The sequence below is a fragment of the Klebsiella sp. OBRC7 genome (genome assembly GCF_000293135.1).
GTDB classification, from domain to species: Bacteria; Pseudomonadota; Gammaproteobacteria; order Enterobacterales; family Enterobacteriaceae; genus Klebsiella; species Klebsiella michiganensis.
In genome coordinates, this window is record NZ_ALNJ01000089.1 from 1 (window position 1) to 22,887 (window position 22,887).

Here is a 22,887-nt window from a genome sequence, read left to right on the forward strand (position 1 = left end):
CCTGAATCGCCTCGCAAACCTGCTGATGGGTAATGCCCGGCAGCAGCTCGACCAGATTGGCTACCCGTCCGCGCACGGAGGTAATGCCTTTGGCCTGCAGCTTCTTCTTATCGGGATTGAGGTAGTTGGCCAGGCGGCTTAAATCGGCGTTCAGCAGCAGCGTACCGTGGTGAAAACCGCGATCCATCGTTTCGCGATAGGCGGAACCGGAGACCTTGCGGTCGCCTTCGGCGGTTTTGACCACCAGATCGTTGCGGCCCGAGGCTTCCGCCGCTACGCCCAGCGCATTCAGCGCCGTCAGCACGATATTTGTGGAAACGGTTTTATCGTACTCCGGTTTGCCGGCCATAAAGGTAAAGCAGGTATTGCCCAGATCGTGGAATACCGCGCCGCCGCCGCTGCTACGACGGGCCAGGCGCACGTTATCTTCTTCCATGCGTCGGGTGTTGCACTCTTTCCACGGGTTCTGCGCCCGGCCAATGACCACCGTATCGGCATTGCGCCACAGGAACAGCACCCGCTGGGTGGCGGGCATCTGGCGAAAAATAGACTCCTCAACCGCCAGATTGAACCAGGGGTCGTAAGAGTCGGAGAGCAGCAGGCGCAGCGTGGACATGGCGATTTCCTTATTCTGATTCATCTTTATCTTCATCCTGCACCGGCTTATTGGCGGTGAGCAGGAAAGGCGATTGCTGCCAGCGGGTACGTTTCCCCTGTAGCAGGGTGCGCGTCAGGACGACGCCGATGGCCAGAGATAGCAGCAGCATCAGACGCAGGATATTGGTGGTATTATCGACCTGCTGCGCTTCGGTGGCCAGGGTATGGGTATCCAGCGTCAGGCGCAGGTAGCCGAGCGGGCCGTTTTTACCCTGGATAGGCTCGACGATTTGCTGGTTGAAGTAACCGCCCGCTTTTTTACCGTCCAGCGCCAGCCGATCGCGTACCTCGACGCTTTCGCCGGAACGCGCCACCAGGTCGCCCTGTTCGTCATATACGCCGGCGTCGAGGATCCGGCTTTTATGGGTAAGCTGATCCAGCAGTTGGCTAATCCGCCTTTCGTCGGGCGTTTCGCTACGCATCAGCGGCGCCAGGTTGAGCGTGACCTGCTGGGCGAGCGTGCGGGCCAGTTCTTCCAGCTGCGGATTGCGCTGCTTCTGGCTGTTCTGGCTGAACCATGAGGCCCCCTGCATCAGGGCGACGAGTAGCGCGAGACAGATCAGAACAATCACCGCACGATGCAGCCGGAATTTAAGTTTTGCGCGTACCATATTCCACCTTTGAAAATTTGCAGCTTAATGTTGCCAGAAGCGCTGGTTACAAGGTAGCCTCATGCGTTATTTTCCTCGCCTGAATGAAGTTATGTGGAGCCGTGATGCCAAACAGTTTGACCTGGTGCGACCTGCCTGAAGATGTTTCCCAGTGGCCTGGATTGCCGCTTTCCCTGAGCGGTGATGAGGTCATGCCGTTGGATTATCACGCCGGACGCAGCGGCTGGCTGCTGTATGGTCGCGGTCTTAACAAGCGTCGCCTGACCGAGTGGCAGCGCGAACTGGGGGCGGCCCTGGTGATTGTCGCCTCCTGGGCGGTTGACGACTATCAGGTGATGCGGCTGGCGGGCTCCCTTACGCTTCGTGCCACCCGTCTGGCCCATGAGGCCGGGTTTGACGTGGCGCCGCTGGGCAAAATCCCGCATTTACGTACGCCGGGCTTACTGGTCATGGATATGGACTCGACGGCGATTCAGATTGAGTGCATTGATGAAATCGCCAAACTGGCCGGTACCGGCGAGCTGGTCTCTGAAGTGACCGAGCGCGCGATGCGCGGCGAACTTGATTTTACCGCCAGCCTGCGCCAGCGGGTGGCGACGCTGAAAGATGCCGATGCCAATATTCTGCTGCAGGTGCGGGAAACGCTGCCGCTGATGCCGGGCCTGACCCAGCTGGTGCTGAAGCTGGAAACGCTCGGCTGGAAAGTGGCGATTGCCTCCGGCGGCTTCACCTTCTTTGCCGAGTATTTGCGCGACAAGCTGCATCTCGACGCGGTGGTCGCCAACGAGCTGGAGATCATGGACGGTAAGCTGACCGGCAACGTTATCGGCGATATCGTCGATGCGAAATACAAAGCCAATACGCTGCGTAAACTGGCGGAAAAGTATGAGATCCCGCCGGCGCAAACCGTCGCCATTGGCGATGGCGCAAACGATCTGCCGATGATTAAAGCGGCAGGGCTCGGCATCGCCTATCATGCCAAGCCCAAAGTTAATGAACTGGCGGAAGTGACAATCCGCCACGCTGACCTGATGGGGGTATTCTGTATTCTCTCCGGCAGCATGAATCAAAAGTAAGAGGTTAACGTGGCGAAAGCTCCAAAACGCGCATTTGTCTGTAATGAATGCGGTGCGGATTATCCGCGCTGGCAGGGGCAGTGCAGCGCCTGTCATGCCTGGAATACCATAACCGAGATGCGCATTGCCGCTTCGCCCCAGGTGGCAAGAAACGAACGTCTGTCAGGATATGCCGGTAATGCCGGCGTATCGAAAGTGCAGAAGCTCTCCGATATTAGCCTCGAAGCGCTGCCGCGCTTTTCGACCGGCTTTAAAGAGTTTGACCGCGTGCTCGGCGGCGGCGTGGTGCCGGGGAGCGCGATTCTGATCGGCGGCAACCCCGGCGCGGGTAAGTCGACGCTGCTGCTGCAAACTCTGTGTAAGCTCGCCGAAGGTATGAAAACGCTCTACGTCACCGGGGAAGAGTCGCTTCAGCAGGTGGCGATGCGCGCTCACCGTTTAGGCCTGCCGACGGCCAATCTGAATATGCTGTCAGAAACCAGCATTGAGCAGATTTGCCAGATTGCCGATGAAGAAAAGCCGCAGCTGATGGTTATCGACTCCATCCAGGTAATGCATATGGCCGACGTACAGTCGTCGCCGGGCAGCGTGGCTCAGGTGCGCGAAACGGCGGCCTATTTAACGCGCTTTGCCAAGACGCGCGGCGTGGCTATCGTCATGGTCGGTCACGTGACCAAAGACGGCTCGCTGGCCGGGCCGAAAGTGCTGGAGCACTGTATCGACTGCTCCGTGCTGCTCGACGGCGATGCCGATTCTCGTTTCCGCACCCTGCGCAGCCATAAAAACCGCTTCGGCGCGGTCAACGAGCTGGGCGTATTCGCCATGACCGAGCAGGGGCTACGTGAAGTGAGCAACCCCTCGGCCATCTTTTTGAGCCGCGGGGACGAAGTGACTTCCGGTAGTTCGGTGATGGTGGTCTGGGAAGGCACGCGACCGCTGCTGGTGGAGATCCAGGCGCTGGTCGATCACTCGATGATGTCCAACCCGCGCCGCGTGGCGGTGGGGCTGGAGCAGAACCGTCTGGCGATCCTGCTGGCGGTTCTGCATCGTCACGGCGGTCTGCAGATGGCTGACCAGGACGTCTTCGTCAACGTGGTTGGTGGGGTGAAGGTCACCGAAACCAGCGCCGATCTGGCGCTGCTGCTGGCGATGGTTTCCAGCCTGCGCGACCGTCCGCTGCCCCAGGACCTGGTGGTTTTCGGCGAAGTGGGTCTGGCAGGCGAAATTCGCCCGGTACCGAGCGGCCAGGAGCGTATTTCAGAAGCGGCTAAGCATGGTTTTCGTCGGGCGATTGTTCCGGCAGCCAATGTGCCGAAAAAAGTGCCGGAAGGGATGCAAATCTTTGGCGTGAAAAAACTTGCGGACGCACTTAGCGTCTTTGACGACTTATAATAAGTTAAAAGGAGACTCGCGATGTCGTCATTTGACTATTTAAAAAGCGCCATTAAGCAGAAGGGGTGTACGCTACAGCAGGTAGCTGACGCCAGCGGGATGACAAAAGGCTATCTGAGCCAGCTGCTGAACGCGAAAATTAAAAGCCCCAGCGCGCAGAAGCTGGAAGCGCTGCACCGGTTTCTCGGGCTGGAGTTTCCGCGTCGGCAAAAAAGCGTTGGCGTGGTATTTGGTAAGTTTTACCCGCTGCATACCGGCCACATCTACTTGATTCAGCGCGCCTGTAGCCAGGTCGATGAGCTGCACATCATTATGGGCTACGACGATCCCCGCGACCGCGAGCTGTTTGAAAAGAGCGCGATGTCGCAGCAGCCGACCGTGCCCGATCGCCTGCGCTGGCTGCTGCAGACCTTCAAGTACCAGAAAAATATCCGCATCCACGCCTTCAATGAAGAGGGGATGGAACCATATCCGCACGGCTGGGACGTCTGGAGCCGCGGGATCCGCGCCTTTATGAACGAGAAGGGCATTGAGCCTAACTGGATCTATACCTCGGAAGAGGGCGACGCGCCGCAGTATCTGGATCATCTGGGAATTGAAACCGTACTCATCGATCCTAAACGCACCTTTATGAACATCAGCGGCGGACAGATTCGTGAAAACCCGTTCCGCTATTGGGAATATATTCCTACCGAAGTGAAGCCGTTTTTCGTGCGCACGGTGGCGATCCTGGGCGGTGAATCGAGCGGTAAGTCGACGCTGGTGAATAAGCTATCCAATATCTTTAATACCACCAGCGCCTGGGAGTATGGCCGCGACTACGTCTTTTCGCACCTCGGCGGCGATGAGATGGCGCTGCAATATTCCGACTACGACAAGATTGCCCTCGGCCACGCGCAGTATATTGATTTCGCGGTGAAGTATGCCAACAAAGTGGCGTTCATCGACACGGATTTTGTCAGCACCCAGGCGTTCTGTCTCAAGTATGAAGGGCGGGAACACCCCTTTGTGCAGGCGCTGATCGACGAGTATCGTTTTGACCTGGTCATCCTGCTGGAAAACAACACGCCGTGGGTAGCCGATGGTTTGCGTAGCCTTGGCAGCTCGGTGGACCGCAAAGAGTTTCAGACGCTGCTGGTGTCGTTGCTCAAGGAGAACGAGATAGATTTTGTGCATGTAAAAGAGGCCGATTACGATGCCCGCTTCCTGCGCTGCGTGGAGCTGGTGAAAGAGATGATGGGCGAGCAGGGATAGCTAAGCTCCTCTGCGTCACCCACAGGGTGAGGAGCAAACACGAAAAAGGGCAACCTGCGTTGCCCTTTTGCTTTTATTTCGCGATACGTTTGTACTTAATACGCTTCGGCTCCAGCGCATCGGCGCCGAGGGTGCGTTTCTTGTACTCTTCGTATTCGGTAAAGTTACCTTCGAAGAACTCCACCTTACCTTCATCCTGGTAGTCCAGAATGTGGGTCGCGATGCGGTCGAGGAACCAGCGGTCGTGCGAGATAACCATCGCGCAGCCCGGGAACTCCAGCAGGGCGTTTTCCAGCGCGCGCAGGGTTTCGATATCCAGGTCGTTGGTGGGTTCATCGAGCAGCAGGACGTTACCGCCCACCTGCAGCAGTTTCGCCAGGTGCAGACGACCGCGCTCACCGCCGGACAGCTCGCCAACGCGCTTGCCCTGGTCAACGCCTTTGAAGTTAAAGCGGCCCACGTAGGCGCGGCTCGGCATCTCGGTGTTGCCAATCTTCATGATATCCAGCCCGCCGGAAACTTCTTCCCATACGGTTTTGCTGTTGTCCATCGCGTCGCGGAACTGATCGACGGAGGCCAGCTTGACGGTCTCACCCAGGGTGATTGAACCGGCATCAGGCTGTTCCTGACCGGACATCATGCGGAACAGGGTGGATTTACCCGCGCCGTTCGGGCCGATGATGCCGACGATAGCGCCTTTCGGTACCGAGAAGCTCAGGTCGTCAATCAGCAGACGGTCGCCGTAGGACTTACGCAGGTTGCTGACTTCAACCACTTTATCGCCCAGACGTGCGCCTGGCGGAATAAACAGTTCGTTAGTCTCGTTACGCTTCTGGTACTCGACGTTGTTAAGCTCTTCAAAGCGCGCCAGACGGGCTTTGCCCTTAGACTGACGGCCTTTCGCGCCCTGACAGACCCACTCCAGCTCTTTCTCGATTGACTTACGGCGCGCCGCTTCCTGAGAAGCTTCCTGCGCCAGACGCTGATCTTTCTGCTCCAGCCAGGAGGAGTAGTTGCCTTCCCACGGAATACCTTCGCCGCGGTCAAGCTCAAGGATCCAGCCGGCGACGTTATCGAGGAAGTAGCGGTCGTGGGTAATTGCCACGACGGTGCCTTCGAAATCGTGCAGGAAGCGTTCCAGCCACGCCACGGACTCTGCATCCAGGTGGTTAGTCGGTTCGTCGAGCAGCAGCATGTCTGGTTTTTCCAGCAGCAGGCGGCACAGTGCGACGCGGCGGCGCTCACCGCCGGACAGATTGGCGATTTTCGCGTCCCAGTCCGGCAGACGCAGGGCATCCGCCGCGCGCTCAAGCTGGACGTTCAGGTTATGGCCATCGTGCGCCTGGATAATCTCTTCGAACTTGCCCTGCTGAGCGGCGAGCTTGTCGAAGTCGGCATCCGGCTCCGCGTATTTGGCGTACACCTCGTCCAGGCCTTTCAGTGCATTGACCACTTCGGCCACCGCTTCTTCAACCGACTCACGTACGGTCTGCTCCGGATTGAGCTGCGGCTCCTGTGGCAGATAGCCGATTTTCAGGCCCGGCTGCGGACGCGCTTCGCCTTCGATATCGGTATCGATGCCGGCCATAATACGCAGCAGGGTAGACTTACCGGCGCCGTTGAGACCGAGAACGCCGATTTTTGCGCCAGGGAAAAAGCTCAGGGAGATATTTTTCAGAATATGACGTTTCGGCGGAACCACTTTGCCGACACGATGCATGGTATAAACGAATTGAGCCACGTTGGACTTCGCCTCTTTTATATACTCTTCATCCCTCAGGCTCGCTTGATGCAGCCAGAATGATTTTGAGTAGGGTAGTGAATAGTTTTCAAAGGCGAAGTGTAGCCTTTTTCGCGCTTTAATCCCAGCGAGGCGATGGGATTCACAAAAGCGTAAAAAAATGTCCGGGACGTGGCGCGATTCGCGTTGTCTGATTAGCATATCTACGTAATACCTGAAATTTTTGCCCGCGGCATGATGCTGCTGTGGTGTATCTGAATAGAGGAAGAGCTTGTGGAAAAAGCCAAAACTGTGACGTGGCGTCTTCTGGCCGCCGGCGTAAGTCTGCTGACGTTAAGCCAACTGGCGCATGCGGATTCACTGGATGAACAGCGCAGCCGCTATGCTCAAATTAAACAGGCGTGGGACAGTCGACAAATGGACGTCGTCAATCAGCTGATGCCCACCCTGACGACCTATCCGCTCTATCCTTATCTCCAGTACCGGCAGATTACCGACGATCTGATGAACCAGCCGGCGCTGGTGGTGACCAACTTTATCGCCGCCAACCCGACGCTGCCTCCCGCGCGCTCGCTGAAATCACGGTTCGTCAACGAACTGGCGCGCCGTAGCGACTGGCGCGGCCTGCTGGCCTTCAGCCCGGATAAGCCGACCGGCACCGAGGCGCAGTGCAATTACTACTATGCGAAGTGGAACGTCGGCCAGGCTCAGGAGGCCTGGGACGGCGCCAAAGCGCTGTGGCTGAGCGGCAAAAGTCAGCCAAACGCCTGTGACCAGCTGTTTGGCGCCTGGCGCGCCTCCGGCCAGCAGGATCCGCTGGCCTACCTTGAACGCATTCGCCTGGCGATGAAAGCGGGCAATACCAGCCTGGTGCGGGTCCTGGCCCAGCAGATGCCTGCCGATTATCAAACGATTTCGACGGCGGTTATCGCGCTGGCTAACGATCCCAACAGCGTGATGACCTTCGCCCGGACAACCGGCGCGACGGATTTTACCCGCCAGATGGCGGCGGTCGCGTTTGCCAGCGTTGCGCGGCAGGATGTGGAAAACGCGCGCCTGATGATCCCCTCATTAGCGCAGGCGCAGCAGCTCAATGAAGATCAGATTCAGGAGCTGCGGGACATCGTCGCCTGGCGCCTGATGGGCAGCGACGTGACCGAAGAGCAGGCCATATGGCGCGATGATGCCATTATGCGTTCGCAATCCACCTCGCTGGTGGAGCGCCGGGTACGTATGGCGCTGGGGCTTGGGGATCGGCGTGGCCTGAACACCTGGCTGGCGCGTTTGCCGATGGAGGCGAAAGAGAAGGACGAATGGCGCTATTGGCAGGCCGATCTGCTGCTGGAGCGCGGACGCGATGACGAAGCGAAAGATATTCTCCGTTCGCTGATGCAGCAGCGCGGCTTCTATCCGATGGTCGCTGCCCAGCGCCTGGGCGAGGAGTACACTTTCCGCATCGACAAAGCGCCGGCGAATCTCGATCCGGCGCTGACCTCGGGGCCGGAAATGGCGCGGGTCCGCGAGCTGATGTACTGGAATATGGATAACACCGCCCGCAGCGAGTGGGCAAATCTGGTCACCAGCAAAACCAAAGATCAGCAGGCGCAGCTGGCTCGTTACGCGTTTAATCAGAACTGGTGGGATCTGAGCGTCCAGGCCACCATCGCCGGCAAATTGTGGGATCAGCTGGAAGAGCGTTTCCCGCTAGCCTATAACGACCTCTTTACCCGCTATATCAGCGGTAAAGATATTCCGCAAAGCTACGCGATGGCCATCGCGCGTCAGGAGAGCGCCTGGAATCCGAAAGCCGGTTCACCGGTTGGCGCCCGCGGTCTGATGCAGATTATGCCGGGGACGGCAACGCATACGGTGAGCATGTTCAGTATTCCCGGCTATAGCGGTCCATCGCAGCTGCTCGATCCCGAAATGAACATCAACATTGGTACCAGCTATCTGCAATATGTTTATCAGCAGTTTGGCAATAACCGTATCTTTGCCTCCGCGGCCTATAACGCCGGTCCCGGGCGTGTGCGTACCTGGCGGGGCAACAGCGGTGGCCGCATTGACGCGGTGGCGTTTATTGAGAGCATTCCTTTCTCTGAAACGCGCGGCTACGTGAAAAACGTTTTGTCCTATGACGCCTACTATCGCTATTTTATGGGCCAGAAAGAGACGCTGCTGAGCGATGCGGAGTGGAAGCTGCGCTATTAATATCGCCATCGTCGGGCAACATCGTATTTCGCGATGTTGCCCGAAATCCGTAGAGTCCGGACAGAAGTATGTTATGCTTTGTACTCGTTAGTGAGTACATTCGACAGGTGGCGTAACATGACCCAACAATCCCCCTATTCAGCGGCGGTGGCCGAACAGCGTCATCAGGAGTGGCTGCGTTTTGTTGCCCTCCTGCAGCAGGCGTACGCCGACGATCTCCATCTGCCGCTTTTACAGCTCATGCTGACGCCCGACGAGCGCGAGGCGCTGGGCACGCGGGTGCGTATTATTGAAGAGCTGCTGCGCGGCGAAATGAGCCAGCGCGAGCTGAAAAACGAGCTCGGCGCCGGGATCGCCACCATAACCCGCGGTTCGAACAGCCTGAAGTCAGCCCCGCCGGAGCTGCGTCTGTGGCTGGAGCAGGCGTTGATTAACGTTAACGATAAATAGCGTTATGAAACGGGCTTAGCGCCAGCACGACGGCCTGATGATAAACGCTGCTGCGCGTCAGTTTTCCGGCCGTAAATACGCCGATAGCGCCCTCTTTACGGCCAATTTCATCGATGCCGGTATGCTGAGACATCACCGGCCCCAGCGCTTCTCCTGCCTGGACTTTTTCAAGAATGACCTGCGGCAGCGGCAGGGTCGCCGAGCGCGCTTCGCCGCGCAGGCTGCCGTCCTCGATCGTCACCCAGCTAAAGGTGCTGCCCTCATCGATGCCGGCTTCAATAGCGACCCAGAAGTCAGCATCGGGCTGCGCGCGACGCGCGTTAGCCACGCGGTTTCGTGCGCCAGCGCGCGTTTCGTCGCTGCCAAAAGGCTGTTCCGGCACGCCGCTCTCGACGGAGACGGACTCAATGTGGCAGGATCCTTCGCCGAAGATCTCGTTAAAAGCCTGCAGAATTGCCTGAATTTTGGCGGGATTAGTGGTAGCTGAGACAACATGGTGCATAATCAAAACAACTCAGAAATACTAAACATCATCGCAGTATACTCCAAATCATTCTTGTTGCAGGCGGCTATGCTTGTAGCTTAATGGTTAAGAGCTCATAACGGATAATAAAGCATGTTACAGGTATACCTTGTTCGCCACGGTGAAACGCAGTGGAACGCCGAGCGACGTATTCAGGGCCAGTCCGACAGTCCGCTTACCGCCCACGGTGAGCGTCAGGCCTGGCAGGTAGGTGAGCGCGCCAGAACGCTGGGGATTACGCATATTATCGCCAGTGATTTAGGCCGGACGCGGCGTACCGCAGAAATCATCGCTGAAGCCTGCGGATGCAGCGTCATGACCGATTCACGCTTGCGTGAGCTGGATATGGGCGTGTTGGAAAAGCGCCATATCGACTCGCTGAGCGAAGAAGAAGAGGGCTGGCGTCGACAGTTGGTTAACGGTACGCCCGACGGGCGCATCCCGCAGGGAGAGTCAATGCAGGAGCTGAGCGACCGTATGCACGCGGCGCTGACCTCTTGTCTGGAGCTGCCCGCAGGTAGCCGGCTGCTGCTGGTGAGCCACGGCATGGCGCTGGGGTGTCTGGTGAGTACGATTCTTGGCTTGCCCGCCTGGGCGGAACGTCGCCTGCGTCTGCGCAACTGCTCTATCTCTCGCGTTGACTATCAGCAAAGCCCCTGGCTGGCGTCGGGATGGGTCGTGGAAACCGCGGGGGATGTCTCGCATCTTGATGCCCCCGCGATGGATGAGCTACAGCGTTAACGACGAATCGGAATCAGGTATTCGCAGCGCAGCTGAATAGGCGGTTCCTGATTCCGGTTTTCATCTTCCGGGAAGAAACGTTCGATATCCAGGCCCTTACGACGAGTAAGATTGAGCATCGGCATGCAGGTGCCGTAAACCGTCAGAATAAATTCCTGTAGCCCGGTGCCCAATCCTTCGTAGGTAAACATCACGTATTCGCCGCCTTCCAGCGTCACCGGGTGGGCGTTGTGCAGATGGCCGTTAGCCAGCTCCGGCGTCAGCGCGGTGGTGTAAAACACCTCCTGCTCATCGTCTTTATCGAGGCTCGGACGCGGCTCATGCAGGCCGTACAGCGTCGGAGGAATCGACGGCGTATTGGCGAGGAATTCACGCCAGAACTGCACGCGCATCTGATTACGGAAATCGGAGATCTCTTCCAGCTTGCAGGTATAGCTCTGGGTCACGCCGACCAGCTGAATGGTGTTCAGCGTGACGAATTCGTACTGCGGCATGGTGAACTCGCCCAGACGCAGCGGAGGACGCATACCGTAAGAGCTCCAGTCGGGGGAGCGTCGATAAAGGGCTGGCGTCAACGAGAACTGTTTTTTAAATGCGCGAGTAAAAGTCTGCTGCGAGTCAAAGCGATACTGCAGCGCAATATCGAGAATCGGACGCGCGGTCAGGCGTAGGGCAACCGCTGACTTAGATAAGCGACGGGCGCGAATATAGGCACCAATGGCATGGCCGGTCACGTCCTTGAACATTCTTTGCAGATGCCACTTGGAATAGCCCGCCTTCGCTGCCACATTGTCCAGTGAGAGTGGCTGATCCAGGTGACCTTCCAGCCAGCTAAGGAGATCGCGAATAATCCCTGCTTGATCCATAAAATATCCCCATCCTTAAACTCAGGTGCCTGATACTAAAGGTAGCGGATAATAGCATTTTTTGATGTTTTAGCATTCAGTGTTTTTTTTGCTTTTAAATGCGATTCTTCCAGAAGTATCGGTGGTAATTTTGTAAAGCTGTGATCTATAAAACTTTTCTGCTTAATGTGTGATAATCACTCAGCTAAATTTTTAAGAATGGTAACAATATGAAATACAAGAAGTTAGTGGCAGGTATGCTTTTACTGGCGGGGTCTCAGATGGCGCAGGCGGAGCAAATTGGCTCCGTGGATACCGTGTTTAAGTTCCTTGGGCCGGATCATAAAATTGTCGTAGAGGCCTTTGACGACCCGGATGTACAAAACGTGACGTGCTACATCAGCCGGGCGAAAACCGGGGGCATTAAAGGCGGGTTAGGGCTGGCGGAAGATACCTCTGATGCCGCGATCTCCTGTCAGCAGGTGGGGCCGATTGAGCTGACGGATAAAATCAAAAACGGTAAAACGCAGGGCGATGTCGTGTTCCAGAAACGCACTTCGCTGGTATTTAAAAAGCTGCAGGTGGTGCGCTTTTACGATGCCAAACGCAATGCGCTGGTCTATCTGACCTATTCGGATAAAATCGTCGATGGCTCGCCGAAGAACGCGATTAGCGCGGTGCCGATTATGCCATGGAATAAATAACAGGGAACGCCGATGCAACAACCGCGGATCTGGTTGGTGGAAGATGAGATGAGCATCGCCGATACGCTCGTCTACCAGCTGCAGCAGGAAGGATTTATCGTTACGGCGTTCGAGCGCGGGCTGCCGGCGCTCGATGCGGCACATCACCACCAACCCGACCTGGCGATTCTCGACGTCGGGCTGCCGGATATCAGCGGGTTTGAGCTCTGTCGGCGGCTGCTTGCCCGCTACCCGGCGCTGCCGGTGCTGTTCCTGACGGCCCGCAGCGAAGAGGTGGATAAGCTGCTTGGCCTGGAAATCGGCGCTGATGACTATATTGCCAAGCCATTTTCCCCTCGTGAAGTTTGCGCCAGAGTTCGCACCGTTCTGCGGCGGCTGCAGAAGTTCGCCGCCCCTCCACCGCTCTTGCGCGTGGGGGCGTTCACGTTGAACGACGCCGCGGCTCGGGTCACCTGGTGCGGTCAGAGCCTGAATCTGACCCGCTATGAGTTTTTATTATTAAAAACGCTACTGCACTCTCCGGGGCGCATTTTTTCCCGCCAGCTGCTGATGGAGCAGGTATGGGGCGATGCGAACGAGAGCTTCGATCGTACCGTGGATACTCATATCAAAACGCTGCGCGCTAAGCTGCGAGAAGTGAACCCTGACATCTCCCCCATCAATACGCACCGCGGCATGGGATACAGCCTTGGAGGCTTCTGATGCGCATCGGTATGCGGCTGCTGATGGGCTACTTTTTGATTGTGGCGATCGCGGCCTGGTTTGTACTTTCCATCTTCGTTCAGGAGATTAAACCCGGGGTCCGGCGTGCAACCGAAGGGACGCTGATTGATACGGCTACCCTGCTTGCCGAGCTGGCCCGCGAGGATTTACTCTCCGCCGATCCCCAGCACGGGCGACTGGCCCAGGCTTTTCAAACGCTGCATCGCCAACCGATCAACGCCAACATTGCCGGCATTAATAAAGTTCGCAATGAATATCACGTCTATATGACCGATGCGCAGGGCAAAGTGGTGTTTGATTCTGCGGGCAGTGCGCTGGGGCAAGACTACTCGCGCTGGAACGATGTCTGGCTCACTTTACGCGGGCAATACGGCGCGCGCAGCACGCGCAGCGATCCGAACGATGATAACAGCTCGGTGATGTATATTGCCGCGCCGGTGACTGACAGCGGCCGAATCATTGGCGTGCTAAGCGTCGGGAAACCCAATCTGGCCATGGCGCCGGTCATTAAACGCAGCGAGCGGCGTATTCTGTGGGCCGGCGGGGCGCTGCTGGGGATCGCGCTCCTGATAGGCGCTGCGATGGTATGGTGGATTAACTTTTCCATCGGCAAGCTGGTTCGCTACGCGGACTCCGTGACCGCCGATCGTCCGGTTCCGCTGCCGAATCTGGGCGGCAGCGAACTGCGTAAGCTGGCGCAGGCGCTGGAGAGTATGCGCCTTAAGCTTGAAGGTAAAAACGCTATTGAAAACTATATTTATGCGCTGACCCATGAGCTGAAGAGCCCGCTGGCGGCGATACGCGGCGCGGCAGAAATTCTCCGTGAGGCTCCTCCACCTGAGGTCGCCGCCCGTTTTACGCGTAATATTCTGGCGCAGAACGCACGAATGCAGTCGCTGGTGGAAAATTTGCTCCAGCAGGCCCGGCTGGAGAACCGGCTGGAGATCGCCCGACGTCCCGTCCCCGTCGCTGAGCTATTTCACCGCCTGGCCGAGGAGCGCGAGATCGCGCTGGCGGCGAAAAAAGTGACGCTGCGCTGGCAGGATACGCCTCTGATGGTTGAAGGCGATCGGGAGCTTCTGGCGCAGGCGCTGGGTAATCTCCTTGATAATGCTATCGATTTCACGCCTTCCGCAGGGGAAATTCTGGTTGGTGCAGAAGAGCGTGATGGCGGCGTGCTGTTAACCGTATGCGATACGGGATGCGGCATTCCCGACTACGCCCTGGGGCGTATTTTTGAACGTTTCTATTCCCTGCCTCGTGAAAATGGGCAAAAAAGCAGTGGCCTGGGGCTGGCGTTTGTTCGAGAAGTCGCGCGCCTGCATCAGGGGGATATCCAGCTGGTTAATCGCCCTGAAGGCGGCGCGTGCGCTTTGCTGACACTTCACGCTCACTTCACATAGCTTCAAACTCTCCCCACACGGCCCCTTTAAGGTGAGCGCATCACTAAGGAGAGGGCTATGTTGAAATCACCACTATTCTGGAAAATGAGCACCCTGCTGGGGTGCATTTTACTGTTGTCGATCCCGCTGATGCTGGTCCGGCAGCTGATCGTTGAGCGCGCGGACTATCGTAGCGACGTGGTTGAGGCGCTGGAGAGCAGTACCAGCGGATCGCAGAAACTGGCCGGACCGCTGATTGCCATTCCGGTGACCGAGACGCTAACGCGGGTTGAGGGAACTAAAACGGTAGAATATCAAACCCAATGGGTACACTACTGGCTGCCGGAGACGCTGGCGGTTACCGGTAATCAGGATGTTGAATCCCGGCGAATCGGTATCTATGAGGGGCAGATCTGGCACAATAATCTCAGCGTCAAAGCGCATTTTGATCCTTCGCGCATCAAGGCGCTCAGGAAGCAGACGATTACGCTGGGCAGACCGTTTCTGGTCGTCAGCGTCAGCGATGCGCGCGGTATTGGTGAGATTAAGTCACCAGAGCTCAATGGCGAGAGGCTATCCGTTGAGCCAGGGCCGGGTCTCGACGATAGCGGGGAGGGCATCCATATGCCGATGCCGCTGTTACTCCCTGAACAAAAAGCGCTGGATATTGAATTCACGCTCAATCTGAATGGCAGCGGCAGTTTCTCGGTGGTTCCGCTTGGGCGCAACAGTACCTTACAGCTTGCCGGCAACTGGCCGCACCCGGGTTTCCTTGGCGACTTTTTACCTGCAAAGCGGGAAGTCAGCCCAACAGGCTATAGCGCCCAGTGGCAAAGCACCTGGTTTGCCAACAATATGGCGAAGTTTTTTGTTGAGGGTCGGCAGATTGAGTGGCGTCAGTTGCCCGCTTTCAACGTGAATGTCACCACGCCCGCCGATCAATATCAGCTGACCGATCGGGCGACAAAATATGCCGTTCTGTTGATAACGCTGACGTTTATGGCATTTTTTGTTTTTGAAAGCTTAACGCGGTATCGCATGCACCCCATGCAGTATCTGCTGGTGGGGCTGTCGCTGGTCATGTTCTATCTGGTGCTGTTGGCGCTGTCCGAACATATCGGTTTTACGGCATCGTGGATTGCCGCCAGTTTGATCGGCGCGCTTATCAATGGGGTGTATCTTCAGGCGGTGCTGAAAGGGTGGCGAAATAGCGTCCTGTTCGTCTGTGCGCTACTGCTGCTGGACGGCGTTATGTGGATGCTGTTGCGATCGGAAGATAGCGCATTGCTGCTGGGGACCGGCGTATTGCTGCTGGCGTTAAGTGCGCTGATGTTCCTGACCCGCCACGTTGACTGGTACGCGTTATCTCTGCCGAAGGCAAAAGGTGAGCTGCCGGACGCTGGTCAGGATGACGATAAGCTCAGGATCTGGAAATAAAAAAAACGGCGCGAATTGCGCCGTTTTACGTTATGACAGCAAGAAAAACGGTGTTATTCCTGCAGGTCGCCACAGAAGCGGTACCCCTCGCCATGGATGGTGGCGATAATTTCCGGGGTGTCCGGAGTGGATTCAAAATGCTTACGAATGCGACGGATGGTCACGTCCACGGTACGGTCGTGCGGCTTCAGCTCACGGCCGGTCATTTTCTTCAGCAGTTCCGCACGCGACTGGATTTTGCCCGGATTTTCGCAGAAGTGCAGCATGGCGCGGAATTCACTGCGCGGCAGCTTGTACTGCTCACCATTGGGGCTTACCAGCGAGCGGCTATTGATATCCAGCTCCCAGCCGTTGAACTTATAGCTTTCCACGCTACGGCGCTCTTCGCTCACGGTACCCAGGTTCATGGTACGGGAGAGCAGATTGCGCGCGCGAATCGTCAGTTCACGTGGGTTGAACGGTTTAGTGATATAATCATCGGCGCCAATCTCGAGGCCAAGGATTTTATCCACTTCGTTATCGCGGCCGGTGAGGAACATCAGCGCGACGTCCGCCTGCTCACGCAGTTCGCGTGCTAACAGGAGACCATTTTTACCCGGCAGGTTGATATCCATGATCACCAGGTTGATATCATTTTCAGACAGGATCTGATGCATTTCCGCGCCATCGGTCGCTTCGAATACATCATAACCTTCTGCTTCGAAAATACTTTTTAACGTGTTGCGTGTTACCAACTCGTCTTCAACGATAAGAATGTGCGGGGTCTGCATGTTTGCTACCTAAATTGCCAACTAAATCGAAACAGGAAGTACCAAAGTCCCTGACCTGCCTGGTGCATGTCGCAAATTAACATGCCCGGCGTAACATGACTAAAGTACGTAATTGCGTTCTTGATGCACTTTCCATCAACGTCAACAACATCATTAGCTTGGTCGTGGGTACTTTCCCTCTGGACCCGACGGTGTCAAAAACGGCTGTCATCCTAACCATTTTAACAGCAACATAACAGGCTAAGTGAGGCATGACACCCAATAAAACTACGCTTCGTTGACATATATCAAGTTCAATTGTAGCACGTTAACAGTCTTGTGAAATCATTGCATCTAAACGGGATTCATCTTCACAATTCATACTTCGCTCAATTAGTTGCAATGAGAAAATAATAAACGTGGTGAATCCAAAGCCTCAAAACGTACTCGGACGTAAATTTCATTGCCAAACATACGGATAAAGCCGTTCTGTTAACATACTCTGTGTCATGGTGCCTTGGGAATAGTTTAGTTTTTTTTATGGGTGATAAAGCTCAAATTTAGTGATTTTTGTTGCAAATTTGTAAATTTACGGCGCGTAAAATGAGGGAAAAAATCGTTATTCCCACCGCCTAAAAGGTAAAAGAGAAACCGAATGCGTTTATCAATTGTATTAGTGTCCCCGGCTCGGGCGGAAAACGTGGGGGCGGCAGCCAGAGCGATGAAAACCATGGGGTTTAGCGACATGCGTATCGTCGATAGCGAGGCGCATTTGCAGCCAGCCGCGCGCTGGGTCGCGCACGGTTCTGGCGATATCCTCGATAATATCAACACTTATGCCACGCTGGAGCAGGCGCTGCACGATGTTGATTTTACCGTGGCCACGACCGCCCGCAGCCGGGCGCGTTTCCACTACTACGCGACCCCGCAGCAGCTCCTGCCGCTGCTGGAAGAAAAAGCGCAGTGGATGCATCATGCCGCGCTGGTGTTTGGTCGGGAAGATTCTGGTTTGACGAATGAAGAGCTGGCCCTTGCCGATGTGTTGACCGGTGTGCCGATGGCGGCTGACTATCCTTCGCTAAACCTGGGGCAGTCGGTGATGGTCTATTGCTACCAGCTGAGCTCATTGCTGCAGCTGGCCCCGTCAACCTCCGCCGACGCAGATGGTAATCAGCTGCAGGCGTTACGCCTGCGAACGCGCGATCTGCTTAACCGCCTCGGCGCGGGTGACGATGTAAAACTGTCCGACTGGCTGGAGCAGCGGATAGGACTTTTGCAGCAGCGAGACACCGCCATGCTGCATCGTTTACTGCACGATATTGAAAAAAACCTCCCAGGGTAAAATGCTGTCATATTATTTTCATATGGTCTTATGTGCTAATTATTGGCGTCTGGATGCGTAAATCCGGATGAATTGTCAGGTTGCTATGGCGTATTGGCCAGGTGTGAAAAAAAGGGCTAAAAGTAGAAATTCGTTGACTTAAGTCGACAGATACTTTAACCAATATAGGCACAGGACACAGACAGATAAAAATTACAGAGTACACAACATCCATGAATCGCATCGGCATGATCACCACGATTATCACCACCACTATTACCACAGGTAACGGTGCGGGCTGACGCGTACAGGAAACACAGAAAAAAGCCCGCACCTGAACAGTGCGGGCTTTTTTTTCGATAAAAAATCAAGGGGTCACAACCATGCGTGTGTTGAAGTTCGGCGGTACATCAGTGGCAAATGCAGAACGTTTTCTGCGTGTTGCCGATATTCTGGAGAGTAATGCCAGGCAGGGGCAGGTAGCGACAGTACTGTCTGCCCCGGCGAAGATCACTAACCATCTGGTTGCGATGATCGAAAAAACCATTGGCGGGCAGGATGCGCTGACCAATATCGCTGATGCCGAACGCATTTTCGCCGAACTTCTGCAAGGCCTCGCCGATGCCCAGCCGGGCTTTCCGCACGCTCAGTTGAAAATGTTTGTCGAGCAGGAGTTTGCGCAAATCAAACACGTCCTGCACGGTATTAGCCTGCTTGGACAGTGCCCGGATAGCGTCAATGCGTCTCTGATCTGCCGGGGAGAAAAGCTCTCCATCGCTATTATGGCCGGCTTACTGGAAGCGCGCGGTCATAACGTCACGGTGATTAATCCGGTTGAAAAACTGCTTGCCGTTGGCCATTACCTCGAATCCACCGTGGATATCGCCGAGTCGACCCGCCGCATTGCCGCCAGCCAGATCCCGGCTGACCATATGGTGCTGATGGCGGGCTTCACCGCCGGTAACGAAAAGGGCGAACTGGTGGTGCTGGGCCGTAACGGCTCTGACTACTCCGCAGCCGTGCTGGCCGCCTGCCTGCGCGCCGACTGCTGTGAAATCTGGACCGACGTTGACGGCGTTTATACCTGCGACCCGCGTCAGGTGCCGGATGCGCGTTTGCTGAAGTCGATGTCCTATCAGGAAGCGATGGAGCTCTCCTACTTCGGCGCCAAAGTTTTGCACCCGCGTACTATCGCCCCCATCGCCCAGTTCCAGATCCCCTGTTTAATCAAAAATACCGGCAATCCGCAGGCGCCGGGTACGCTTATCGGCGGCAGCAGCGATGAAGACGATCTGCCGGTGAAAGGTATCTCTAATCTCAACAATATGGCGATGTTCAACGTCTCCGGGCCGGGAATGAAGGGGATGGTTGGCATGGCGGCGCGCGTGTTCGCCACTATGTCCCGCGCGGGAATCTCCGTTGTTCTTATCACCCAGTCCTCTTCCGAATACAGCATCAGCTTCTGCGTGCCGCAGAGCGATTGCGCTCGGGCGAAGCGGGTAATGGAAGATGAATTTTATCTGGAGCTGAAAGAGGGGCTGCTTGAGCCGCTGTCGATCATGGAACGCCTGGCGATTATTTCGGTTGTCGGCGATGGTATGCGCACCCTGCGTGGGATTTCCGCTAAATTCTTCGCTGCGCTGGCGCGCGCCAATATCAACATTGTGGCGATTGCCCAGGGTTCTTCCGAGCGCTCTATTTCCGTTGTCGTGAGCAACGATGATGCGACCACCGGCGTTCGCGTGACCCACCAGATGCTGTTCAATACCGATCAGGTGATTGAAGTGTTTGTCATTGGCATCGGCGGCGTCGGCGGCGCGCTGATCGAACAGATCAAGCGCCAGCAGAGCTGGTTGAAGAGTAAACATATCGATCTGCGCGTTTGCGGGGTGGCTAACTCGCGCGCCTTGCTGACCAACGTACACGGCCTGAACCTTGAACACTGGCGCTATGAGCTGGCGGAAGCCAAAGAGGCGTTCAACCTGGGGCGACTTATTCGTCTGGTGAAAGAGTACCATCTGCTGAACCCGGTGATTGTCGACTGTACTTCCAGCCAGGCGGTGGCAGATCAGTACGCTGATTTCCTGCGCGAAGGTTTCCACGTGGTGACGCCGAACAAAAAGGCCAATACCTCATCGCTGGATTACTATCATCAGTTGCGTCATGCTGCGAGCAGCTCACGACGTAAGTTTTTATACGATACCAACGTCGGCGCGGGGCTGCCGGTAATCGAAAACCTACAAAATCTGCTGAATGCCGGCGATGAGCTGCTGCGCTTCTCCGGTATTCTGTCCGGCTCGCTGTCATTTATCTTCGGTCAGCTGGACGAAGGCGTAAGCTTCTCCGCGGCGACGAAGCTGGCGCGTGAAATGGGCTATACCGAACCGGATCCGCGCGACGATCTTTCTGGCGTTGATGTCGCGCGTAAGCTGCTGATTCTTGCGCGTGAAACCGGGCGCGAACTGGAGCTGTCTGACATTATCGTAGAGCCGGCGCTACCGGCGGGTTTTGACGCCAGCGGCGATGTCGACAGCTTTATGGCACGCCTGCCTTCTCTGGATGACGAGTTTGCCTCGCGGGTCTCAAAAGCGCGTGATGAAGGTAAGGTCTTGCGCTATGTCGGTAATATCGAAGAGGATGGCACCTGCCGTGTGAAAATCGCCGCGGTTGATGGCAACGATCCGCTGTTTAAAGTGAAAAACGGCGAGAATGCGCTGGCGTTCTACAGCCACTATTACCAGCCGCTGCCGCTGGTGCTGCGCGGTTATGGTGCGGGTAACGATGTGACGGCGGCTGGCGTTTTCGCCGACCTGCTGCGTACCCTGTCATGGAAGTTAGGAGTTTAAGATGGTCAAAGTATATGCCCCGGCTTCCAGTGCTAATATGAGCGTTGGGTTTGACGTGCTGGGCGCGGCGGTAACGCCGGTTGACGGTACGCTGCTGGGGGACAATGTCTCGGTTGAGGCGGCGACGAGCTTTAGCCTGCAAAACGTGGGTCGCTTCGCCAGCAAACTGCCGACGGCGCCGCAGGAAAATATCGTCTATCAGTGCTGGGAGCGTTTTTGCCAGGAGATTGGCAAAAAGGTTCCGGTGGCGATGACGCTGGAAAAAAACATGCCGATCGGTTCCGGGCTGGGCTCCAGCGCCTGTTCTGTGGTCGCCGCGCTGGTGGCGATGAACGAGTTCTGCGGCAAGCCGCTCAATGAGAGCCGGATGCTGGCGCTGATGGGCGAGATGGAAGGGCGGATTTCCGGCAGTATCCATTACGATAACGTCGCGCCGTGCTATCTGGGCGGGATACAGCTGATGCTTGAGGAAAACGGCATCATCAGCCAGCAGATTCCGTCCTTCGACGAGTGGCTGTGGGTGCTGGCCTATCCGGGGATTAAGGTCTCAACGGCGGAAGCGCGGGCAATTTTGCCGGCGCAGTATCGCCGTCAGGACTGCATAGCCCACGGTCGTCATCTGGCGGGCTTTATTCACGCCTGCTATTCCCGCCAGCCTCAGCTGGCGGCGAAATTGATGAAAGACGTGATTGCCGAACCGTATCGTACCAAACTACTGCCGGGCTTCAGCGAAGCGCGTCAGGCAGCAATGGAAATCGGCGCGCAGGCGTGCGGCATTTCCGGTTCCGGTCCAACCTTGTTCGCATTATGCGATAAACCGGAAACCGCGCAGCGCGTCGCCGACTGGCTGGCTACGCACTATCTGCAAAATCAGGAAGGCTTCGTTCATATTTGCCGGCTGGACACGGCGGGCGCTCGAGTAGTGGGATAACCAATGAAACTCTATAACTTAAAAGATCATAACGAACAGGTCAGCTTTGCGCAGGCCGTCACGCAGGGGCTTGGCAAGCATCAGGGGCTGTTCTTCCCGCACGATCTGCCGGAATTTAACCTGACTGAAATCGACGAGATGCTGCAGCAGGACTTCGTGTCGCGTAGCGCAAAAATCCTGTCGGCATTTATCGGCGATGAGATCCCGCAGGGCGTTCTGCAAGAGCGCATCGGCAACGCCTTTACCTTCCCGGCGCCGGTCAGCAAAGTGCAGGACGACGTCGGCTGCCTCGAACTGTTCCACGGCCCGACTCTGGCGTTTAAAGACTTCGGCGGCCGCTTTATGGCGCAGATGCTCACCCATATCGCCGGCGACAAACCGGTCACTATTTTGACGGCCACCTCCGGCGACACCGGCGCGGCGGTTGCGCACGCGTTTTATGGCCTGCCAAACGTCAAAGTGGTCATTCTCTATCCGCGCGGCAAAATCAGCCCGCTGCAGGAAAAGCTGTTCTGCACCCTCGGCGGTAACATTGAAACTGTGGCAATCGACGGCGACTTTGACGCCTGCCAGGCGCTGGTTAAACAGGCCTTTGATGATGAAGAGCTGAAAGCTGCGCTGGGTCTTAACTCGGCTAACTCAATCAATATCAGCCGCCTGCTGGCGCAGATTTGCTATTACTTTGAAGCCGTGGCTCAGCTGCCTCAGGAAGCCCGTAACCAGCTGGTTATCTCGGTACCCAGCGGTAACTTTGGCGATCTGACCGCCGGCCTGCTGGCCAAATCTCTGGGTCTGCCAATCAAACGCTTTATTGCGGCGACTAACGCCAACGACACCGTGCCGCGCTTCCTGCAGGACGGTAACTGGTCGCCGAAAGCAACCCAGGCCACGCTGTCTAACGCCATGGACGTCAGCCAACCGAACAACTGGCCGCGCGTGGAAGAGCTGTTCCGTCGTAAAATCTGGCGCCTGAACGAGCTGGGCTACGCGGCGGTGGATGATGAAACCACCAAAGAGACCATGCGTGAGCTGAAGGCTATCGGCTATACCTCAGAACCGCATGCGGCGATTGCTTATCGCGCGCTGCGCGACCAGCTGCAGGCGGGCGAGTACGGTCTGTTCCTCGGCACGGCGCATCCGGCGAAGTTTAAAGAGAGCGTGGAAGAGATTCTGCAAGAGACGCTGCCGCTGCCGAAAGAGCTGGCCGATCGCGCCGATCTGCCGCTGCTGTCGCATAATCTGCCGGCCGATTTTGCCGCGCTGCGTAAGCTGATGATGGGCTAAGTCTGAATC

Annotated in this window: 21 protein-coding genes, 1 pseudogene and 1 other annotated feature; of the genes and pseudogenes, 16 read left to right on the forward strand and 6 right to left on the reverse strand. The window is 56.5% G+C overall.

The annotated features are described in order from the left end of the window. Positions 1–616 (reverse strand): annotated as a pseudogene (lplA, locus tag HMPREF1144_RS18920) (lipoate--protein ligase LplA); the annotation flags it as partial. A 10-nt stretch (positions 617–626) separates the two neighbouring features. Next, positions 627–1,268, reverse strand: coding sequence for a YtjB family periplasmic protein (locus HMPREF1144_RS18925; RefSeq protein ID WP_004098405.1), 642 nt, complete (start codon positions 1,266–1,268; stop codon positions 627–629). A 104-nt stretch (positions 1,269–1,372) separates the two neighbouring features. Here HMPREF1144_RS18925 and serB point away from each other — a divergent pair, with 104 nt between their 5' ends. The 3 genes from serB to nadR are packed head-to-tail and all read left to right on the forward strand — an operon-like array spanning position 1,373 to position 4,990. Next, positions 1,373–2,344 (forward strand): phosphoserine phosphatase, encoded by a 972-nt coding sequence (gene serB, locus HMPREF1144_RS18930; protein WP_004098406.1) that lies wholly within the window; start codon positions 1,373–1,375, stop codon positions 2,342–2,344. A gap of 9 nt (positions 2,345–2,353) precedes the next feature. After that, positions 2,354–3,736 (forward strand): DNA repair protein RadA, encoded by a 1,383-nt coding sequence (gene radA, locus HMPREF1144_RS18935; protein ID WP_004098408.1) that lies wholly within the window; start codon positions 2,354–2,356, stop codon positions 3,734–3,736. Positions 3,737–3,757: 21 nt separating this feature from the next. Continuing rightward, positions 3,758–4,990, forward strand: a complete 1,233-nt coding sequence (gene nadR, locus HMPREF1144_RS18940; protein ID WP_004098414.1) for a multifunctional transcriptional regulator/nicotinamide-nucleotide adenylyltransferase/ribosylnicotinamide kinase NadR — start codon at positions 3,758–3,760, stop codon at positions 4,988–4,990. A gap of 73 nt (positions 4,991–5,063) precedes the next feature. On the opposite strand, the gene ettA is transcribed toward nadR, so the two are convergent. Further along, complete coding sequence (gene ettA / locus HMPREF1144_RS18945; protein WP_042928057.1) at positions 5,064–6,731, reverse strand: energy-dependent translational throttle protein EttA; 1,668 nt, start codon at positions 6,729–6,731, stop codon at positions 5,064–5,066. 273 nt (positions 6,732–7,004) lie between these two features. Between ettA and sltY the strand changes: the two genes are divergently transcribed. Together sltY and trpR are read left to right on the forward strand one after the other, a co-directional pair. Further along, positions 7,005–8,942, forward strand: a complete 1,938-nt coding sequence (sltY, locus tag HMPREF1144_RS18950) for a murein transglycosylase (protein WP_004098416.1) — start codon at positions 7,005–7,007, stop codon at positions 8,940–8,942. Positions 8,943–9,059: 117 nt separating this feature from the next. Further along, positions 9,060–9,392 carry a trp operon repressor gene (gene trpR / locus HMPREF1144_RS18955; protein ID WP_004098417.1) on the forward strand — a complete coding sequence of 111 codons (333 nt, stop codon included), beginning with the start codon at positions 9,060–9,062 and terminating at the stop codon, positions 9,390–9,392. Here the strand turns inward: trpR and yjjX are convergent. Next, on the reverse strand, positions 9,379–9,894 hold the full coding sequence (gene yjjX, locus HMPREF1144_RS18960; protein WP_004098418.1) for an inosine/xanthosine triphosphatase: 516 nt from the start codon (positions 9,892–9,894) through the stop codon (positions 9,379–9,381). The two genes, trpR and yjjX, sit on opposite strands and share 14 nt — an antisense overlap. Positions 9,895–10,008: 114 nt before the next feature. On the opposite strand from yjjX, the gene gpmB reads away from it, so the two are divergent. Then, entirely contained in the window at positions 10,009–10,656 is a 648-nt protein-coding gene (gene gpmB / locus HMPREF1144_RS18965; protein ID WP_009653674.1) for a 2,3-diphosphoglycerate-dependent phosphoglycerate mutase GpmB, read from the forward strand. On the opposite strand, the gene robA is transcribed toward gpmB, so the two are convergent. Next, positions 10,653–11,522 carry an MDR efflux pump AcrAB transcriptional activator RobA gene (robA, locus tag HMPREF1144_RS18970; protein WP_004098420.1) on the reverse strand — a complete coding sequence of 290 codons (870 nt, stop codon included), beginning with the start codon at positions 11,520–11,522 and terminating at the stop codon, positions 10,653–10,655. The genes gpmB and robA overlap by 4 nt on opposite strands. A 209-nt stretch (positions 11,523–11,731) precedes the next feature. On the opposite strand from robA, the gene creA reads away from it, so the two are divergent. The 4 genes from creA to creD are packed head-to-tail and all read left to right on the forward strand — an operon-like array spanning position 11,732 to position 15,747. Further along, positions 11,732–12,205, forward strand: a complete 474-nt coding sequence (gene creA / locus HMPREF1144_RS18975; protein WP_004098425.1) for a protein CreA — start codon at positions 11,732–11,734, stop codon at positions 12,203–12,205. A gap of 12 nt (positions 12,206–12,217) precedes the next feature. Next, positions 12,218–12,907 carry a two-component system response regulator CreB gene (creB, locus tag HMPREF1144_RS18980; protein WP_042928046.1) on the forward strand — a complete coding sequence of 230 codons (690 nt, stop codon included), beginning with the start codon at positions 12,218–12,220 and terminating at the stop codon, positions 12,905–12,907. Then, positions 12,907–14,331, forward strand: coding sequence for a two-component system sensor histidine kinase CreC (creC, locus tag HMPREF1144_RS18985; RefSeq protein ID WP_004098429.1), 1,425 nt, complete (start codon positions 12,907–12,909; stop codon positions 14,329–14,331). The genes creB and creC overlap by 1 nt, the downstream gene beginning before the upstream one ends. 57 nt (positions 14,332–14,388) lie before the next feature. After that, the gene (creD, locus tag HMPREF1144_RS18990; RefSeq protein WP_009653671.1) at positions 14,389–15,747 is read left to right on the forward strand and encodes a cell envelope integrity protein CreD; all 1,359 of its coding nucleotides are present in this window, start codon (positions 14,389–14,391) and stop codon (positions 15,745–15,747) included. A 53-nt stretch (positions 15,748–15,800) separates the two neighbouring features. On the opposite strand, the gene arcA is transcribed toward creD, so the two are convergent. After that, positions 15,801–16,517: a two-component system response regulator ArcA gene (arcA, locus tag HMPREF1144_RS18995; protein WP_002887843.1), complete on the reverse strand. Its 717-nt coding sequence runs from the start codon at positions 16,515–16,517 to the stop codon at positions 15,801–15,803. Positions 16,518–16,612: 95 nt separating this feature from the next. Here arcA and yjjY point away from each other — a divergent pair, with 95 nt between their 5' ends. From yjjY to thrC, 6 genes are all read left to right on the forward strand, one after another. Further along, positions 16,613–16,753, forward strand: coding sequence for a protein YjjY (gene yjjY, locus HMPREF1144_RS32710; protein ID WP_001541509.1), 141 nt, complete (start codon positions 16,613–16,615; stop codon positions 16,751–16,753). A 398-nt stretch (positions 16,754–17,151) separates the two neighbouring features. Beyond that, on the forward strand, positions 17,152–17,838 hold the full coding sequence (locus HMPREF1144_RS19000) for a tRNA/rRNA methyltransferase (RefSeq protein WP_009653675.1): 687 nt from the start codon (positions 17,152–17,154) through the stop codon (positions 17,836–17,838). A gap of 212 nt (positions 17,839–18,050) precedes the next feature. Next, a complete protein-coding gene (gene thrL / locus HMPREF1144_RS31755) occupies positions 18,051–18,119 on the forward strand; it encodes a thr operon leader peptide (protein WP_004222578.1) in 69 nt (22 codons plus the stop codon). Next, positions 18,058–18,175: a sequence feature (Thr leader region), on the forward strand. It overlaps the preceding gene by 62 nt. Before the next feature lie 25 nt (positions 18,176–18,200). Then, on the forward strand, positions 18,201–20,663 hold the full coding sequence (thrA, locus tag HMPREF1144_RS19005) for a bifunctional aspartate kinase/homoserine dehydrogenase I (RefSeq protein WP_009653668.1): 2,463 nt from the start codon (positions 18,201–18,203) through the stop codon (positions 20,661–20,663). A gap of 1 nt (position 20,664) precedes the next feature. Then, positions 20,665–21,594 carry a homoserine kinase gene (gene thrB, locus HMPREF1144_RS19010; RefSeq protein WP_004098450.1) on the forward strand — a complete coding sequence of 310 codons (930 nt, stop codon included), beginning with the start codon at positions 20,665–20,667 and terminating at the stop codon, positions 21,592–21,594. A gap of 3 nt (positions 21,595–21,597) precedes the next feature. Further along, complete coding sequence (gene thrC, locus HMPREF1144_RS19015; RefSeq protein ID WP_009653672.1) at positions 21,598–22,878, forward strand: threonine synthase; 1,281 nt, start codon at positions 21,598–21,600, stop codon at positions 22,876–22,878. Positions 22,879–22,887: the final 9 nt, after the last annotated feature.

Bases quoted from the DNA above. Each gene is read 5' to 3' on its own strand.
- HMPREF1144_RS18925 (WP_004098405.1), bottom strand. From the start codon at position 1,268: ATGGTACGCGCAAAACTTAAATTCCGGCTGCATCGTGCGGTGATTGTT.
- serB (WP_004098406.1), top strand. From the start codon at position 1,373: ATGCCAAACAGTTTGACCTGGTGCGACCTGCCTGAAGATGTTTCCCAG.
- nadR (WP_004098414.1), top strand. From the start codon at position 3,758: ATGTCGTCATTTGACTATTTAAAAAGCGCCATTAAGCAGAAGGGGTGT.
- trpR (WP_004098417.1), top strand. From the start codon at position 9,060: ATGACCCAACAATCCCCCTATTCAGCGGCGGTGGCCGAACAGCGTCAT.
- yjjX (WP_004098418.1), bottom strand. From the start codon at position 9,894: ATGCACCATGTTGTCTCAGCTACCACTAATCCCGCCAAAATTCAGGCA.
- gpmB (WP_009653674.1), top strand. From the start codon at position 10,009: ATGTTACAGGTATACCTTGTTCGCCACGGTGAAACGCAGTGGAACGCC.
- robA (WP_004098420.1), bottom strand. From the start codon at position 11,522: ATGGATCAAGCAGGGATTATTCGCGATCTCCTTAGCTGGCTGGAAGGT.
- creA (WP_004098425.1), top strand. From the start codon at position 11,732: ATGAAATACAAGAAGTTAGTGGCAGGTATGCTTTTACTGGCGGGGTCT.
- creB (WP_042928046.1), top strand. From the start codon at position 12,218: ATGCAACAACCGCGGATCTGGTTGGTGGAAGATGAGATGAGCATCGCC.
- creC (WP_004098429.1), top strand. From the start codon at position 12,907: ATGCGCATCGGTATGCGGCTGCTGATGGGCTACTTTTTGATTGTGGCG.
- creD (WP_009653671.1), top strand. From the start codon at position 14,389: ATGTTGAAATCACCACTATTCTGGAAAATGAGCACCCTGCTGGGGTGC.
- arcA (WP_002887843.1), bottom strand. From the start codon at position 16,517: ATGCAGACCCCGCACATTCTTATCGTTGAAGACGAGTTGGTAACACGC.
- yjjY (WP_001541509.1), top strand. From the start codon at position 16,613: ATGACTAAAGTACGTAATTGCGTTCTTGATGCACTTTCCATCAACGTC.
- HMPREF1144_RS19000 (WP_009653675.1), top strand. From the start codon at position 17,152: ATGCGTTTATCAATTGTATTAGTGTCCCCGGCTCGGGCGGAAAACGTG.
- thrA (WP_009653668.1), top strand. From the start codon at position 18,201: ATGCGTGTGTTGAAGTTCGGCGGTACATCAGTGGCAAATGCAGAACGT.
- thrB (WP_004098450.1), top strand. From the start codon at position 20,665: ATGGTCAAAGTATATGCCCCGGCTTCCAGTGCTAATATGAGCGTTGGG.
- thrC (WP_009653672.1), top strand. From the start codon at position 21,598: ATGAAACTCTATAACTTAAAAGATCATAACGAACAGGTCAGCTTTGCG.